The 15,248-nt window shown below is 62.9% G+C and carries 16 protein-coding genes and 1 other annotated feature; of the genes, 2 read left to right on the plus strand and 14 right to left on the minus strand.

Features of this window, described 5'->3' with window-relative positions:
• Nucleotides 1-41: 41 nt before the first annotated feature.
• The 11 genes from DLM86_RS09215 to DLM86_RS09265 all read right to left on the minus strand — a co-directional run bounded on the left by DLM86_RS09215 (nucleotide 42) and on the right by DLM86_RS09265 (nucleotide 11,951).
• Complete coding sequence (locus tag DLM86_RS09215) at nucleotides 42-1,262, minus strand: C40 family peptidase (RefSeq protein WP_110839683.1); 1,221 nt, start codon at nucleotides 1,260-1,262, stop codon at nucleotides 42-44.
• A gap of 77 nt (nucleotides 1,263-1,339) precedes the next feature.
• The gene (ilvA, locus tag DLM86_RS09220; protein WP_110839684.1) at nucleotides 1,340-2,290 is read right to left on the minus strand and encodes a threonine ammonia-lyase; all 951 of its coding nucleotides are present in this window, start codon (nucleotides 2,288-2,290) and stop codon (nucleotides 1,340-1,342) included.
• A gap of 87 nt (nucleotides 2,291-2,377) precedes the next feature.
• Nucleotides 2,378-2,641, minus strand: a binding site (T-box leader).
• A 24-nt stretch (nucleotides 2,642-2,665) separates the two neighbouring features.
• Nucleotides 2,666-3,772: an SAM-dependent methyltransferase gene (locus DLM86_RS09225; RefSeq protein ID WP_110839685.1), complete on the minus strand. Its 1,107-nt coding sequence runs from the start codon at nucleotides 3,770-3,772 to the stop codon at nucleotides 2,666-2,668.
• Between the two features lie 48 nt (nucleotides 3,773-3,820).
• The gene (locus DLM86_RS09230; RefSeq protein ID WP_110839686.1) at nucleotides 3,821-4,588 is read right to left on the minus strand and encodes an ABC transporter ATP-binding protein; all 768 of its coding nucleotides are present in this window, start codon (nucleotides 4,586-4,588) and stop codon (nucleotides 3,821-3,823) included.
• A gap of 45 nt (nucleotides 4,589-4,633) precedes the next feature.
• Nucleotides 4,634-5,029 carry a cyclic-phosphate processing receiver domain-containing protein gene (locus DLM86_RS09235; RefSeq protein ID WP_245954454.1) on the minus strand — a complete coding sequence of 132 codons (396 nt, stop codon included), beginning with the start codon at nucleotides 5,027-5,029 and terminating at the stop codon, nucleotides 4,634-4,636.
• 43 nt (nucleotides 5,030-5,072) lie between these two features.
• Entirely contained in the window at nucleotides 5,073-5,915 is an 843-nt protein-coding gene (locus tag DLM86_RS09240; protein WP_110839687.1) for a deoxyribonuclease IV, read from the minus strand.
• A 13-nt stretch (nucleotides 5,916-5,928) separates the two neighbouring features.
• Entirely contained in the window at nucleotides 5,929-6,738 is an 810-nt protein-coding gene (locus DLM86_RS09245) for an Fpg/Nei family DNA glycosylase (protein ID WP_110839688.1), read from the minus strand.
• 35 nt (nucleotides 6,739-6,773) lie between these two features.
• A complete protein-coding gene (locus DLM86_RS09250) occupies nucleotides 6,774-7,580 on the minus strand; it encodes an HAD-IIA family hydrolase (protein ID WP_110839689.1) in 807 nt (268 codons plus the stop codon).
• 83 nt (nucleotides 7,581-7,663) lie between these two features.
• The gene (locus DLM86_RS09255; RefSeq protein WP_110839690.1) at nucleotides 7,664-9,193 is read right to left on the minus strand and encodes a ribonuclease H-like domain-containing protein; all 1,530 of its coding nucleotides are present in this window, start codon (nucleotides 9,191-9,193) and stop codon (nucleotides 7,664-7,666) included.
• Nucleotides 9,190-11,484, minus strand: coding sequence for a DEAD/DEAH box helicase (locus DLM86_RS09260; RefSeq protein ID WP_110839691.1), 2,295 nt, complete (start codon nucleotides 11,482-11,484; stop codon nucleotides 9,190-9,192). Before DLM86_RS09260 ends, DLM86_RS09255 begins: the two co-directional genes overlap by 4 nt.
• A gap of 263 nt (nucleotides 11,485-11,747) precedes the next feature.
• Nucleotides 11,748-11,951: a hypothetical protein gene (locus tag DLM86_RS09265; RefSeq protein ID WP_110839692.1), complete on the minus strand. Its 204-nt coding sequence runs from the start codon at nucleotides 11,949-11,951 to the stop codon at nucleotides 11,748-11,750.
• A gap of 176 nt (nucleotides 11,952-12,127) precedes the next feature.
• On the opposite strand from DLM86_RS09265, the gene DLM86_RS32050 reads away from it, so the two are divergent.
• Nucleotides 12,128-12,283 (plus strand): hypothetical protein, encoded by a 156-nt coding sequence (locus tag DLM86_RS32050; RefSeq protein ID WP_158289409.1) that lies wholly within the window; start codon nucleotides 12,128-12,130, stop codon nucleotides 12,281-12,283.
• 149 nt (nucleotides 12,284-12,432) lie between these two features.
• Nucleotides 12,433-12,867 carry a Fe-S cluster assembly sulfur transfer protein SufU gene (sufU, locus tag DLM86_RS09270; RefSeq protein ID WP_110839693.1) on the plus strand — a complete coding sequence of 145 codons (435 nt, stop codon included), beginning with the start codon at nucleotides 12,433-12,435 and terminating at the stop codon, nucleotides 12,865-12,867.
• A gap of 155 nt (nucleotides 12,868-13,022) precedes the next feature.
• Here sufU and DLM86_RS09275 read toward each other — a convergent pair whose 3' ends face one another.
• From DLM86_RS09275 to DLM86_RS09285, 3 genes are all read right to left on the minus strand, one after another.
• On the minus strand, nucleotides 13,023-13,985 hold the full coding sequence (locus tag DLM86_RS09275; protein WP_110839694.1) for a metal-dependent hydrolase: 963 nt from the start codon (nucleotides 13,983-13,985) through the stop codon (nucleotides 13,023-13,025).
• 140 nt (nucleotides 13,986-14,125) lie between these two features.
• Nucleotides 14,126-14,818: an LrgB family protein gene (locus DLM86_RS09280; protein ID WP_110839695.1), complete on the minus strand. Its 693-nt coding sequence runs from the start codon at nucleotides 14,816-14,818 to the stop codon at nucleotides 14,126-14,128.
• Entirely contained in the window at nucleotides 14,793-15,164 is a 372-nt protein-coding gene (locus DLM86_RS09285; RefSeq protein WP_110839696.1) for a CidA/LrgA family protein, read from the minus strand. Before DLM86_RS09285 ends, DLM86_RS09280 begins: the two co-directional genes overlap by 26 nt.
• Nucleotides 15,165-15,248: the final 84 nt, after the last annotated feature.

A 15,248-nucleotide genomic window follows, 5' to 3' on the forward strand; every position in this document is an offset into this window, starting at 1 on the left:
TCGGCAAAAAAAGGAGGCCCGCGGGCCTCCTTTACGACGATTCAGTAGCCCGACGGCGTTGCGTCCGGCCGCAAATAGCGCCTCGCTCCGGCGTATTCCTTCGCATAGTCGGGCGCATCCAGCGAAACGAATTCGATCGACCGCTCCGACTTCGGGGAATGGATCATGCGGCCGCCGCCGGCGTACATCCCGACGTGATGCACCTTGCCTTTGCCGTTGTCGCGCGCGAAGAAAACAAGGTCGCCCGGCTGCAGCGAGCCGCGCTCGACCGCCGTCCCTTCGTTCGCTTGATCCGAAGCGTCGCGCGGGATGTCGATGCCGTGAAAGCCGTACAGCGAATGCGTAAAACCCGAGCAGTCGAAGCCGAAGCCGGACACGCCCGCCCATAAGTACGGCAAGCCGAGAAACTGCTTCGCCGTTTCGACGAGCCGCTCTCCCGTCGGCGGTTCGAGAGGCCGGTCCGGTGCGACGATCGTCGCGTCCGATCGAAGCAAATATTTCTCCTCTCCGCTCGGCGTCGCCACGACGTATGCGCCGTCCGACTCGCGGCGAACCGGGAGCCGAGTGTTGAAGCTCACTTCCAGAAACGGCGCCATCCCGGCCGGATCGTCATACAGGACGGCCGATTTCGTCTTGACGACGGCGACCGGACGAGAGGACGCTTCGATCGCGCAGCCGTCCTGTCGGGGCGCAAGCTGCCGCATCGGCATCCAGCCCGGATAGCCTTCCTTATGGCGCGAAGTCGATTGGCCCGGTACGATCACGTTCGCCCATTCCCCCGACGTCCCCAGCAGCTTCACCCGCTGCCCGTACAACGCCTGCGTCTCCAGCTTGCCGACGAGCCATAGCTTCTCCTGCAGCGTCATGCTTGCCGTCCACCGCTTCATGTCGACGGCCGCCGCCAATGCCGGTTCGTCCTTCAAGCGGTTTCGCCCCGGCTCGCTCCATAGCGTCGCAACCGCCGCTTGGACGACATATTCCCTTTCCAGATCCCCGTCTTCGACCGCCGCCTCGGTTCGTACGCACCCGTCGTACCCGCTCGGCGATTCGCGATCCGTCATCGTCAACGCCCCCCATTCCGATAAAGGCTGCGCCGGCTCCGGCTTCTCCGGCGAGGCCGTCAAGTCCGGGCCGGCGACATCTTCGACCGCAACGGCTTCGTCCGCTCCGTCCCGCACCTGCTCCCACGCCCCGCCGCAGCCGAACAAACCGGCCGCCGCCAGCATGAAAAGCAAGCCGGTCGCGGCGTTTCGCATCCTCATGTCCGAATCCCGCCTCCACCAACCGTTCGTTGCTCATTGTATTCGGCGTCGTCGGAACTATTCCTTCAAGGGATCGCTTAAGCGTGATGGAGCGTCTTCGGCGTCAGCGAGTTCGCCCACCGGACGAGGTCGACGTTGCCGCCGCTCAAGACGAGCGCGACGCGCTTCCCTTCCAGGCCGAGCGAGCGGTTCAGGACGGCGGCCAAGCCGACGGCGCCCGCCCCTTCCGCGAGCACCTTCGCCCGCTCCAGCAGCATGATCATCGCCGCCGCGATTTCTTCCTCCGACACGAGCGCGAAATCGTCGACATAGCGCAGCATCATGCGGAGCGGCAGGTCGCCCGGACGCTTCACGAGCAGGCCGTCGGCGACGGAAACGGGCTTCTCGACGCGGCTGATCGCGCGGTTCCGCCACGAATCGTAGCCGGAGCGCGCCGTTTCCGGCTGCACGCCGATGACGCGGATGTCGGGACGTACCGTCTTCGCGGCGAGCGCGATGCCGGAGAGAAGGCCGCCTCCTCCGACCGGGACAAGAATGGCGTCGACATCGGGCAAATCGTCCACGATTTCGATACCGACCGTTCCTTGTCCCGCGATGACGTGCCGGTCGTCGAACGCGTGCACGAAGGTGGCCCCTTCCGTACGGGCGATCCGGGTCGCATGCTCGTACGCCTCGTCATAGGTGGCGCCGTGCAGCACGACGGTCGAGCCGTACTCCTCCGTCGCCGACACTTTCGCGTCCGGCGCGCCCGTCGGCATGACGACGGTCGAGCGGATGCCCGCCTGTGCGGCGGCGAGCGCCACGCCTTGGGCATGATTGCCCGCCGACGCGGTTACGACACCCGCGGCGCGCTCCTCCGGCGTAAGGCTGGCGATTTTGTTCATCGCCCCTCTCACTTTGAAAGCGCCGGTGCGCTGCATGTTCTCCATCTTCATGTAAAGCTCGCAGCCCGCCATTCGGCTGAACGTTTGCGAATGGACGAGCGGCGTCCGGTGAACGCGGCCGTTCAGCCGGAATTTCGCCTGCACGACGTCCTCGTAGCCGACTAATGCTTGGTAATCCCCATGTAAACCACCTCATCGCTTTGTATTGAAAAACAAAAAAAGCCCTCATCCCTAAGGGACGAGAGCGTTCTCGCGGTACCACCCTAATTCCGTGCGATACGTCGATCCGCTAGCAGGACGACGAAGCAACGGCGCTTCCTATCGGCATACCATCATATGCCGTTCCTGGTAACGGTGGAAATCCGTGTTCCCTACTTGCGTTCGGGTTCCGTCTCCGAGGTGATTTTCGACGCCGTCTGCACATCGGCTCGCACCATACCGCCGACTCTCTGGGAACAGGGGGAAGCGTCTACTCTTCCTCTTCATCGATTTTTGCGAATCTGTTTGACGACTATAGTATCACAACGTTTCAGCGTTTTCAAACTTTTTTTGCAAATAGACGGTCAGCTCGTCACGGTTGTGGAACAGCTGCTTCGCTTTGCGAAGCTCCATCGCGGGCTGCATCGCCCGGACGGAGTCCTTCACCGTCTGGAACGGCTTGCCGTGCATCAGCTTGAGCGTAACGATCGCCGTCCCTCCGGGACGGAGCGCCGCGAGAAGCGGAACGATCAGCTTCACCATTTGCCGCGGACTCCAGCTCATGTCGCAGACGAGCAAGTCGTACGAGTCGGGCTTGAACGCCACGTCGCCCGCGTTGCGCTTCAAATACGTCAAATTCGGATGGCCGAGCAGGTCCGGATGAAGATCGGCCGGGTCGACCGCCGTCACCTCGGACCCGCGCTCGAGCAGCAGCGACGTCCATCCGCCGGGAGCGGCGCCGATGTCGAGCGATCGGGCGAAAGCCGACAAGTCGAGCCCGAAGGCGTACTCGGCTTCCAGCAGCTTGAACTTCGCCCTCGACACTTGCCCTTCTTCCTTGCGGAACCGGATCGCCCCGCCCGCCCAATCGGACAAGTTGTCGGCCGCGGTCGAGACGCCGATATAGGCGGTCTCCGCAGCAAGGAACACGGAAACGATCCAATCGGAGTCCTTTACGACCGTCTCGACGCCGAACGTTTCCCGCAGCGACGATGCGACCGCGTCGCGAAGCTCGGCAGGCGTATAGTCTCCATCGAATGATTCGGCTTTGCGGATTTGTACCGCGACCGTCGATGCCGAAGCCGTTTCCGTTTCGGCTCCGTGAGCCGGGACGACTGCGACTTCTCGGTACGCCGCCTCGACCGCGGCGGCAAGCCGTGCCATATCCTCCGCCGTCCCCGACGTCGGCACGTCCGCATCGACGGGATGCAGATGTCGGACGAATATCGGCTCCTTCGCCGCAACCGCGCGAATCGTCCCGTTCCGGGACTGCGGGCTGCGCATGACGTACACCTCGGCCGGGACGAGCTCGTCGAACTTCGTCCCCGGCAGGAGCGCCCGCAGCTCGTCCTGGGCGTACGCCGAGAAGCCGTGATTGGACGTGACGACAAAACGCGATCCCGCTGCGGAATCGATACGATCGCTCATCGGTACACCTCGCTACGAATCATTTCATGATGCGAATAATAAACGGCATTAAATAACATGAATCCACGGCCGATCGTTGATCCATTGAATGTCGACCGGCACTTGGTAAGCGTCCCGCAGCAGCTGTTCCGTCAGCACTTGCTTTTTCTCGCCCTGCGCGACGATCTTCCCTTGGTCCATCAACGCGATATGCGTGAATACGGGCACGATCTCCTCGATATGGTGCGTGACGTACACCATCAGCAACTCGTCGGATTTCCCGAGCGACTCGATGTCCTGCAGCAGCAGCTCCCGCTCGTACAAGTCGAGCCCCGAGCATGGCTCGTCCAAAATGAGGACGGACGGGTCGGTCATGAGCGCCCGCGCCAGCATCACTTTTTTGCGTTCGCCCTGCGACAGCGTGCCGAGCGGCTGGTCCGCCACATGAGGCAGCCGCACCCGTTCCAGACGGTCGAGCGCCTTCCGCCTCACTTCGTCGGGGATGTCTTGATAAAACCGCAAAAAGCCGTATTCCCCGGTCGCCACCACTTCCCATACCGGGTCGCGCAGCGTCAGCTTCTCCATGAGCGATTGGCTGATATAGCCGATCCGGTTGCGCACCTCGCGCAGGTCGATTTCGCCGTACGGCTGGCCGAGCACGCGAACTTTCCCCGAGCTCGGGAATAGGTAGCCCGTGATGAGCTCGAGCAGCGTCGTTTTCCCCGAGCCGTTTTTGCCGAGCACGACCCAATGCTCGCCCCGCTTCATATGCAAATGAACGTCGTCCAATATCGTCCGTTCGCCGCGAATAAAATAAATATCGTCCAACCGGATCACGATACGTCCCCGCCTTCCCCAAGTTTGCGACTAGGTAAACCTTACCTATTGTAGCGCATCCCCGGTTCCGTTTTCCACCACGAAATTTCCTTCGGCGATCCGCCGCTTCACGTCGTCGGGCATCGGCCCGTTCACGAGACGCGTGCGGGCCGGCTTGTTCGCGTACAGCATCTGAAACATTTGCTGACGACCGGACGGGCTCGACGTATGCAAATAAATGACGGCCGGATAGTTCCCCTCCGTCGCGATGTATCGGGCGACTTCCAAACCCGTCGGCTCATTCCAGCCGAGATCGTAGTCGAGCGACAAGACGCGGACGTCGCACGTCTTCAGCAGCTCGATGCATTCGGCCGCGTCTCTCGCCAGCGTAAACCGCTTCGGGCACGGACGGGCGTCGTCCAAAAACAAATCGATCAACCGCTTCTCCTCCCCCTGATGCAAAAAGCCTCTCCCCGGCCGTCGACAAGACGCGTTTAACCGGCGATCATCCTGGGCGGGACGATGCAAGCTCGTTTAAAAACGCGATCTCCTCCGCATGCGACCGGCCCTCGGCAACCGGCGTCTCCAGCACCCCCGGCAGCGATTGGACGTACCGGGAGGCGAACAGGCGGCGGAACGGCTCGGCACCGATTTCCCCTTTGCCGATATTGGCGTGGCGGTCTTTGTACGATCGGCTCGGATAAACCGAATCGTTCAAGTGGATCGCCTTCAAATGCTCGAAGTAGCCGAGCGAGACGCCCTTCGCCTCCACCTCGTCCCAGTCGTTTCCGCTCCATAAGCCGCTCGCGAACGCATGGCACGTATCGAGGCAGAAGCCGACAAGCTCCGGCTTCGCGCACAGGTTGCGAACCCCGACGAGCTCCTCGAACGTCATTCCCATTCGGGCGTGCTCGCCGGACTGGTTCTCGATAAGCAGCATCGCCGATCCGGACCAGGATCGAAGCACTTCGTTCAGCGTGGCGACGATGTTTTTGTATCCGTCGAGCGGCTCCGCTCCTTTGTAAATGCCGAAATGGACGATGACGCCCACGGAGCCGCAGGCGTCGGCGATTTCCAGGTCGTTCAGCAGCGAGCGGACGACGACGCTGCGGCGTTCCCCGGCGTCCGCCGCCAAATTGGTCGGATACGGCGTATGCGCGATCGATTGCATCCCGTGCTCGCGGCAAAAGGCGGCGCAGCTTTCCGCATCGCGCCGGTCGAACGACTTCAGCGCGAGGCTGCGCGGATTTTTCGGAAAATATTGAAACGACCGGCCGCCGATGCGGCGGGCGAGCTTCGCCGCTTCCGCGTAGCCGTGGCGTATGCTGACATGGGCTCCGAACAGCATCTGGTTCCTCCCGTTACCGTTGGCAATGAACGCAATAAAACACTTTTCGCGAAGCGAGCTCCTCCTGGACGATCGGCCGGCCGCACCGGACGCACGGCTCCCCGCCTCTGTCGTAGACGGCGCAGCGGCTGTCGAAGCCGCCCGTCAGCGCGTCTCCCGGAAAGAGCGGATTTTCCATATACCCGCCGAAGCGGATCGCCGCCCGCAGCACGTCGTTCATCGATCGGTGCAGCGCCGCGAACTCTTCCGGAGCGAGCGTCTCGATTTTGCGCGTCGGCAAAATGCGCGCATCGAAGCATATTTCGTCGGCATAGCAGTTGCCGATGCCGGCGATCGTCTTCTGATCGGTCATCGTCGGCTTGAGCGCGGTCCGCTTGCGCCCGAGCAGCTGCCTCAGTCGTTCCGCCGTAAACGACGGCTCCAGCGGCTCCGGCCCGAGTCCGGCGAGCTTGCGAGCCGCCTCCTGCATCGTCAGGACGTGCAAGTAGCCGAGCCGCAGGCCGATAAAATAAAGGCTGCGCTCGCCGAACGACAGGACGACCTGCGTCGTCCGGTCCGGCTTGTCCCGCTCCGTGCCGTAAAACATCCAGCCCCCGAGCATCAGATGAAGCAGCAGGACGTCCCCGCTGTCCAGCACGAACAGCAAATGCTTCGCCCTTCGCTCGACGACGGTTATCGCGCGGTTTCGGACGCGCCGGACGAACTCGTCCGGCGGCACGTTGATCGACTTCTCCCGCTGAATGTCCACGGCTTCGATCGGCCGGCGGACGACGGTTTGGTTCAGCAGCGTTTTGTACGTTTCCATTTCGGGAAGCTCTGGCATGGCGATTTCCTTCTTTTGGCGTTTTCCGTATCAGCTTACCCTTGTCGGCCCAACTTCAACCTCTCCAGCAGCTCGAGCAGGCTGCCGCAGACGAGGTCGGGCGTCACGCCCGCCGCGGCGATCGCCTCCGCGGCGTTGTCCGGCGTCGCGATGCCGGTCAGCACGAGCGCCGTCCGCAGTCCCGCCGCGACGCCCGCTCCGATATCGGTCGCCGGATTGTCGCCGACGGCCCATACGTCCGCATCGGCCGAGAGCCGCTCCAGCGCGAAGCGCATAATGCGGTCGGACGGCTTGCCGATAACCGTCGGTTCGACCCACAGCGCCTCCCGGATCGAGCCGGAAATGGCGCCGGCGCCCGGAACGAGCTTCCCGTCGGACGGCAGCAGCCGGTCCGGATTCGTCAGCACGTATTCCGCGCCGGCGGCGATGAACCGGACCGCCGCCTCCAGCTTTCGGTACGAAAAGTCGCGGTCGATGCCTTGGACGACGAAGTCCGGCTCGTCCTCGACGAGCTCGAGACCCGCCTCCGCCAATGCGCGCTTCAGTCCGTCCTCCCCGATCGCGTATACCCGCCGGCCGCGTCCCCGTTCGAGGACGTAGCGTGCCGTCGCCTGCGACGAGGTGACGACCTCCCCCGGCTCCGCCGCTATGCCCATTTCCCGCAAATGGGAGGCGACCGCCTCCGGCGTGCGGGACGAATTGTTCGTGACGAACAAAAACGGGAGCGCAAGCTCCCGAAGCCGATCCACAAACGCCGCCGCATGCGGAATCGGCGTGTTCCCCGCATACATCGTGCCGTCCAAATCGATCAAAAAGGCGGTCGTCCGCCCGTTCGCGTTCATCGATTCCGTTCCTCCGCTCTGGTTCGTCCTATCGTTCAATCGCTGTGCGTACGAAGTGCGGCAAGCTTGAACGCCGACCCGCCCTACAGCAGCGTCTCCTGCCAAACGGCCGGCGCCCGTTCCGCCTTCGTGCGTCGGCCGCGACCGTTCGGCGCCGCTTTCGGACGACCGGCCGACCGGCCGACGTCCGTGGACGCCATCGGCGCCGACGCCATCGCGCGCCGTCCGCCGTCCGCGGAATTGCCCGCGGCGTCCCGTTTCGCGCGAAGCCGATCGATCCGTTTGCGGATCGCGTCGAGCTCCGCCGCGGCCCGCTCCTGACGGACGGCCGACAATCGGCCTCGGGCGCGCTCGAGCGCCTGCTCGGCGTATCGCAGCGCTTGGTCGAAATCTTTGAGCTGATGCTCGTAATACATCGCCAGCTCGATATAAGGCTCGACCGGTGCGACGCGGGCGCGGCGCTTCCGCTCGACGAGCCGTTCCCACAGCGCCACGGCCGGACCGTACAGCCCGTTCCGCTTGTAGTAGTCCGCCGCGGGCAGCCAGTAGTCCGCCGACTCGTCCGGCTCCCGTCCGAGCAGCTCGCGGTACGCCTCGTCGGCGAGCTCCGCGCGGCCGAGCTTGTCGAGCCAGAGCGCGTGACGGTATACCTCCTCGGCTTCCATCGCCGCCGAGCCCGAAGGCAGCCCTTCGTCGAGGAGCTTCGAGAAGTGGACGGCCAAGCAGGCGAGCGTCAGCACGTCCTTCTCGTTATGCTCGAAAACGCCGGCGAGAAGCACCGGGTCGCCTTCCGCCAAATATTGAAAATACAAGGCGGGCGCAAGCGAGCCCGGCACGTCGTCGATCCGGGTAAGGCCGAGCCGCTCCCGTTCGACCGAGCTGAGCCGGCACGACGGCAGCGTATTGCGCCATAGACTCCGCGACGGGTACAGAAAGTCGAAATGGACCGGATCGGCGGCTCCTTCCTTTTGCCGGTTGAGCACGTATCGGTTTTTCAATATCGGCCAGTCGAAGCTTTTGCCGTTGTACGAGACGAGCATGTCGCGCTCCGCCAGCCGCTCTCGCAAATGATGCAGCATCGCCGCCTCCTCGGCCGGATTGCGGATGAACAGCTGCTCCACGACAAACGCGTCGGATTCGTAGAAGCCGATGCCGACCATGAACGCGACGTTGCCCGCCCCGATCCCGAGGCCGGTCGTCTCCGTATCGAGAAACAACAGCCGGTCGTGCCGCACGGACGGGATCGTACCGCCGCCGGACCGCGCCGCATCTCCGGCTCGACCCGTACGGCTTCCCCGCTTCCCGCCGGTCGCGGCCAGCGCCTCCAATCGGTGCGCCGTTCCGCACAGCTCGCCGAGCCGGTACGTGCCATGGGCGTAGTCGAGCGCATAGCGCCTCCTTCGGATGACGAACGAGCCCCGATCGTTGTCCTGAGCCGCGGCTCCCAGCCGCTCCCACGCCGGCCCCAACGCCAGCGTCTCGCCGGGCCCCTTCGTATCGGCTTCCGCCTCGCGAGACGTCACGGGCGCGGTGTCCGCCGTTCCCGCAGCGGCTCCGTCCGCCCCGTCCCCGCTTTTTTTCAGCCGGCTCAGCCGTTCCTTGAGCGAGCTCATGCGGAATCGCCCCTTCCTCTCATGGCGGCCAGCAGCCGCACCGCCAACGATTTGCCGGTAAGCCCGACCTCCTCGATCGGCCCGACGCAAGCCGGACAGCCGCTCAGACAGCCGCAACCGGCGATATGCCGCGCCGCCTCCTCGATCAGCTCGTCATGGACGTCGTACAGCCGCTCGCTCAGCCCGACGCCGCCCGGATACCGGTCGTAGAAAAAAATGGTCGGCAGCTTGTCGTGGACGGCGCGCACCTGCGTCACGACGCGGATGTCGAGCGGATCGCACATCAAGTACAGCGGCGCCAAATGGACCATCACGTTGGACAAGCCCAGCAGCGCGTACTGCAAATCGTTCGCGCTGAAGTCCTTCGTCGCCTCTTCCCCGAACGTAATCCAATACGAGCTCGTGTGAAGCTCCTCCTCGGGCAGGTGAATCGGCCCGGAGCCGATATTCTCGTGCGTCCGCAGCCGAATTTTTTTGAAAATCGTCGCCTTCGCGTTCACCGTCACTTCGCCGAAGCGGCGCTCCGCCGGACCGATCGACTGCTCGCGGTGCGTATGGAGCACCTTGAGCTGCACGGCCAAGTTCGCATCGGTGAAATAATCGACGTCGACCTCGCGCACGTACGCTTTCTTCTCCTCGTAATCGAGCTTCTCGACCTGGTATTGGACGCCTTCGTGAATATAGATCGCTTCCTCGTGCACGAGCGTCGGCGCGCTGAACCGGTCGACCTCGCCGATCACCCGGCTTCCGTTCGACATGTCGATGATGATGATGTTCTCCTGGGCCGCCGAGCGAAGCGAAATGTCGTGCGCGGGGAACGACTGCTCCATCCAGTACCAGCGCCCTTTCACCCGGTGCACGATTTTTTGTTCGGCCAAAAAGTCGAGCAGCTCCTCGAGCGGCTCGTCCCCGAACGACTCCCCCTGCTCGAAAGGCAGCTCGTACGCGGCGCATTTCACATGGTCGAGCAAAATGATCAGGTTGTCCGGCTGGATCAATGCGCGCTCCGGCGACCGCTCGAAAAAATATTTCGGATTCTCGATCATGAACTGATCGAGCGGATTGCTGCTCGCGACGAGGAACGTAATCGAGCTCTCCTGCCTCCGCCCCGCCCGTCCGGACTGCTGCCACGTGCTGGCGACCGAGCCGGGATAGCCGTTCATGACGCACGCCTGCAGCTGGCCGATGTCGATGCCGAGCTCGAGCGCGTTCGTGCTGACGACGCCGCGAATGTCGCCGGAACGCAGCCCGCGCTCGATTTCCCGGCGCTGCTTCGGCAAGTAGCCTCCCCGGTAGCCGCGGATCGACTTCGCTCCGAGCTCGTCCCGGACGAGCTCCTGCAAGTAGGTGAGCAGCAGCTCCACGCGCACCCGGCTGCGCGCGAATACGATCGTCTGGATATCGTTGCGGAGCAGGAACGCCGCGATTTTTTGCGATTCGAGCACGCTGCTGCGGCGAATGCCGAGCTGCTTGTTGACGACCGGCGGATTATAGAAAACGAAGTGCTTCTCCCCAGCGGGCGCGCCGTTCTTGTCGACGAGCTCGACCGGAGCCCCGACGAGCCTCTCCGCATGCTCCCGCGGATTGTCGATCGTTGCGGAGGCGCAAATGAATTGCGGGTCCGATCCGTAAAACCGGCAAATGCGCCGCAGCCGGCGGATGACGTTGGCGACGTGGCTGCCGAACACGCCCCGGTAGCTGTGCAGCTCGTCGATGACGATGTACTTGATGTTCTCGAACAGCTTCACCCACTTCGTATGGTGGGGGAGAATAGCCGAGTGCAGCATATCCGGGTTCGTCACGACGACGTGCCCGGCGTTGCGGATCGCCTGCCGGACCGTCGGGGGCGTGTCGCCGTCGTAGGTATGCGTCTTGATGTCCGCGCCGATCCGGTTCACGATCTCGTGCAGCTCGGCGACCTGGTCTTGGGCGAGCGCCTTCGTCGGGAACAAGTAGAGCGCCCTGGAGCTGTCGTCGCGCAAAATCCGGTTGAGCACCGGCAAGTTGTAGCAGAGCGTCTTGCCCGACGCGGTGGGCGTTACGGCGACGACGTGCTTGCCCGCCTCCGCCGCGCGGAACGCCTCCGCCTGATGCGTATAGAGCCGCTCGATCCCTTTGCCGACAAGCGCCTCGCGAAGAGCCGGCTCGATCGTCTCAGGGAAGTCGGCGTACGAGGCCGGACGCGGCGGAATCGTATGCCAGCACGTCACTTGGCTCATCAGCTCCGGCGTATTGCGGATAAGTCCGATCATTTCTTCGATGGAGGATACTTTCCCGGTCAGCTTGTTCATGTTCGCGTTCCCCTCGCCGTCAAAATCCGTTTCGTTACGTCTCATTGTACAGAATATACGTTCGCATGACAACAACGAATCGGATCGACAGAGCGGGTCGCGGCAAGAGAAATCCGAAACCGTCCGCCAGCGGAATTAGCGCGGAAAGCGTAAAAAACCGCCTCGAGGGCGGTTGGATTTTGTCGGTTTCGATAGAATGTTCAGACTATTCCGAAAAGAAAAAACTCGGCTGCTGTCGGTTCCTGCGCTTTCCCGGGAAAAGTTCAAACATCGGAAGCGTCGTCGTAATCGTAGCGAAACCCGTCCCGGTTCAGAAGGGGCGCTTCATCCCGCTCCTTCTCGTCGGCGTAGGCCAGCTTCGCCAGCACTTCGCGGTAGCTGTAGGACGCCTGTTCGTTTCGCTCGTTATCCATGGCCACTTTAAGCGCCTGCTTGATGACCGCAAGGTCCTGGTTTTTCAACTGCATCCCGGCTCCCCCTTCCTCGGATCGATAAGCTTGCGTCCGTTAGTTTGTCCGAAGCGGCCGAAATCATGCTCCTCCGCCGCGAAACGCGCATAGAAGAAGCCTCGATGGACACAACAAGAGGAGGCGCCGGCCGCCGGCCGGCGTACCCATTTTTCGAACGAGCGAGGAGGAGCGCCATGACCCGGGAGCAGCAGCCCGAATATCGCGAGGATTTGGGCCACGAAACGTTTACGAACAACGAGCTTCTCGCCTTGACGGACCACGTCGAAGATCTCGAATCGGTCGCCGCCATGCCGGCAAGCCCGAAAGGACGAGAAGCCGGCGAGGGCTGAGTACGGGCCGCGACGCGCCCCCGGCCGTCTCCGCGTTAGGCGGATCGGCCGCGGAGCGTCCGGCTCCCTTGTTTTCTTCCCGGACGTTTTGGTGTAAAATAAAAGGAATGATCGACCATTCCGATTGTCCGAACGCGAGGTGAAGAAGCATGTTGGAGAACTTGTACAAACAAATCGTCATGGATCATTATAAAAACCCCCGCAACAAAGGAAAGCTCGAAGGGGAAGGCTCGATCCAATTCCCATATAAAAATCCGACCTGCGGCGATGTAATGGTATTGTATATGACGGTGGACGACAATCAAAAAATTAAGGACGTTAAATTCGAAGGCGAAGGCTGCTCGATCAGCATGGCGTCGTGCTCGATGATGACCGATCTCGTCAAAGGCAAAACGTTCGAGGAGGCGCAGCGGCTCATCGGCTTGTTCAACGGCATGATCAAAAACGGCGAGCTGCCCGAAGACGAAGACGAGCTCGGCGACGCGCTCGCGCTGTCCGGCATCCACAAGCTGAGAGCGCGCCACAACTGTTCGCTGCTGGGCTGGAACGGCCTCGAACGCGCGATGAAGCAGCACGCTCACTAATTCTACACGATTCGAAGCTTTTCTGCTTGAAATGTCGATATCCGGCACAACGGAACGTCGTCCGAAAGCGGAAAACGCGACATGCGGCCATCGGCCGTATTCGCGTTTTCCGCTTTTTTTGACCTTGAACGATGCCGCCCCAGCCGACTTCCCGTTCATACGTAAGGCGGATCCCAAGCTTTTTTGCGCCAGCCGACCGATTCGCTGACGACGTTCAGCTGCCGGTCCAGCCGGACGTCGGCGCCGAACGGCATGTTCCGGTCATAGCAAAAGCGGACGTCGCGCCAACGGACCTCGTAGCCGTCCTCGCGCTCGTCGAAGCTGACGTGAACGTGCTTGGCGAATTGGAGAAACGCCCGCACCCCGCCCGTCGCCCTCGTCGCCTCGATGACCGCATGCTCGGCTTCTTTTCCGTATGTCTCGTGAGGACTTACGCGGCCGTACAGCAGCTGCCCGGTGTAATACCGGTCGTCGCTTTCCAGCACGTACTGCCACCGGAACCAGTGGATGCAAGGGAGCAGATGGACGACCCCGCGAACGCGCAGACGGCGCCGGATGCGCGCGGCGGCACGACGCTTTTGATACGCGCGAAGGGCGATATAGAGGAACGTTGCGGCATAAGCGGCCGGGAACAACGACGTCGGCTCAACATCCGTCAGCGCCCAGGCGAGCAGCGCCCCCGCATGCAGGACGGCAAGAAACGGATCGAACAGCGGCAGCACGTCCAGATGCATCCACCGCCGCGAAAACGGCCGGAGGCATTGCACGCCGTACGCATTGAACAAATCGAGCAGCACGTGAAGGCAGACGGCGGCGAACGTCCAGCCGTACAGATGAAGCGCGAACTCGCCGACGCCGAACGCCAGCGCGACGGGCAGCGCGATGACGAGCGGCCAGACGGCCAGCGCCGGCAGCGAATGCGTGACGCCCCGGTGCGCTCGAATATAGGCGGAATAACCGCGAAGCCGGGCCACCGCATCGAAATCCGGGGCATGCGAGCCGATCGTCGTCGCGACGAGGAGCGGCAGCGCCAGCTCCGGACGGGCCGCGACGACCGGATCGACGCAGGCGAGTCCCGCGATCGTGGCGCCGAACAGCAAATGACTTCCCGTATCCATGACCATCCTCTCCTTGTATCCGGCTTATGCTTTATCGGCGTTACGGCCTTAGCGTAGCAAAGCCGGATTAAGGGGGCGTTTTCCGACGGTAAACGTTTTGTTAACTTCTTCGCCCGACGGGCAATGCGGGCCCGGCGGCCCTATTGCAGCAGCCAATATAGCGGCACGGCCAGCACCGACGTGACGATGCCGGCGAGCCCCATCGCCAGCCCGCCCGCGCTGCCCTGCAGCTCCGACTCGCGAATGATGCGCGCCGTGCCGATCCCGTGCGAGCCGGTGCCGATCGCGGCGCCGAGCGCCACGTCGTCGCGCACGCCGACGGCGCGCAAAAACGCCGGGCCGACCATGCTGCCGAGCAGTCCGGTGAGCACCGTCAGCACCGCCCCGAGCTCCGGGATGCCGCCGAGCTGCCGCGCGATCTCGATCGAGATCGGCGAGCTGACCGATTTCGGCAGCGCCGTCAGCCACAGCTCCTTCGAGCCGCCTGCGGCCCAGACGAAGAAGGCGCTGCTCGTCATGCCGCACAGGCTGCCGGCGACGACGCCCGCGACGATGGCGCGCAGCCGCCTTCTCAAGCGGAGCGCATGCTTGTACATCGGCACGCCGAGCGCGACCGTCGCCGGTCCGAGGCAGAAGACGAGCAAGTCCGCGCCTCTGCGGTACGACTCGTACGGGATGCCGCTTGCCATCAGCAGGACGACGAGAGCCGCCGAGCAGACGAACAGCGGATGCAGCCGGCGCCAGCGCGCGTGAAGCTTCAGGGCGGCGACATAGGCGACGACGGTCGCGGTAACGCCGAACAGCGGGTCATTCCACCATGCCGCTCCGTTCATCGCGCTCCTCCTCCTTTCCGTTCGACAGCAGGTCGGTTACTTTACCCGTGACAAGCAGCACAAGCAGCGTCCCGAGCACGAGGCTGAGTCCGATTCCGACCGCCTGGTCGGCGATAACCGGGAAAAACACGATCGTCCCGACGATAAACGGCGCGAAAAACAACATCATATGGCGCAGCAAAAACTGCGCGCTTTCCTCCACCCACTCGAGCTTCACCCAGCCGGCGAACAGCGACGCGACGAACAGCACGAGGCCGAGGACGTTGGCGGGCAGCGGAACATGCAGCAGCTGGCGAACGAGCAATCCGGCGAAATGAAACGAAAGCAAAATGGCCAGCCCGCGCATCGGCGTCCACCTTTCGCGAATATTTTTCTTTTTAAAGTCCACAGAAAAGTATATCATAAGTTGGGAAAGGCATAAGAACCCAAT

This window comes from Paenibacillus flagellatus (genome assembly GCF_003217775.1).
Lineage (GTDB): Bacteria > Bacillota > Bacilli > Paenibacillales > NBRC-103111 > Paenibacillus_AB > Paenibacillus_AB flagellatus.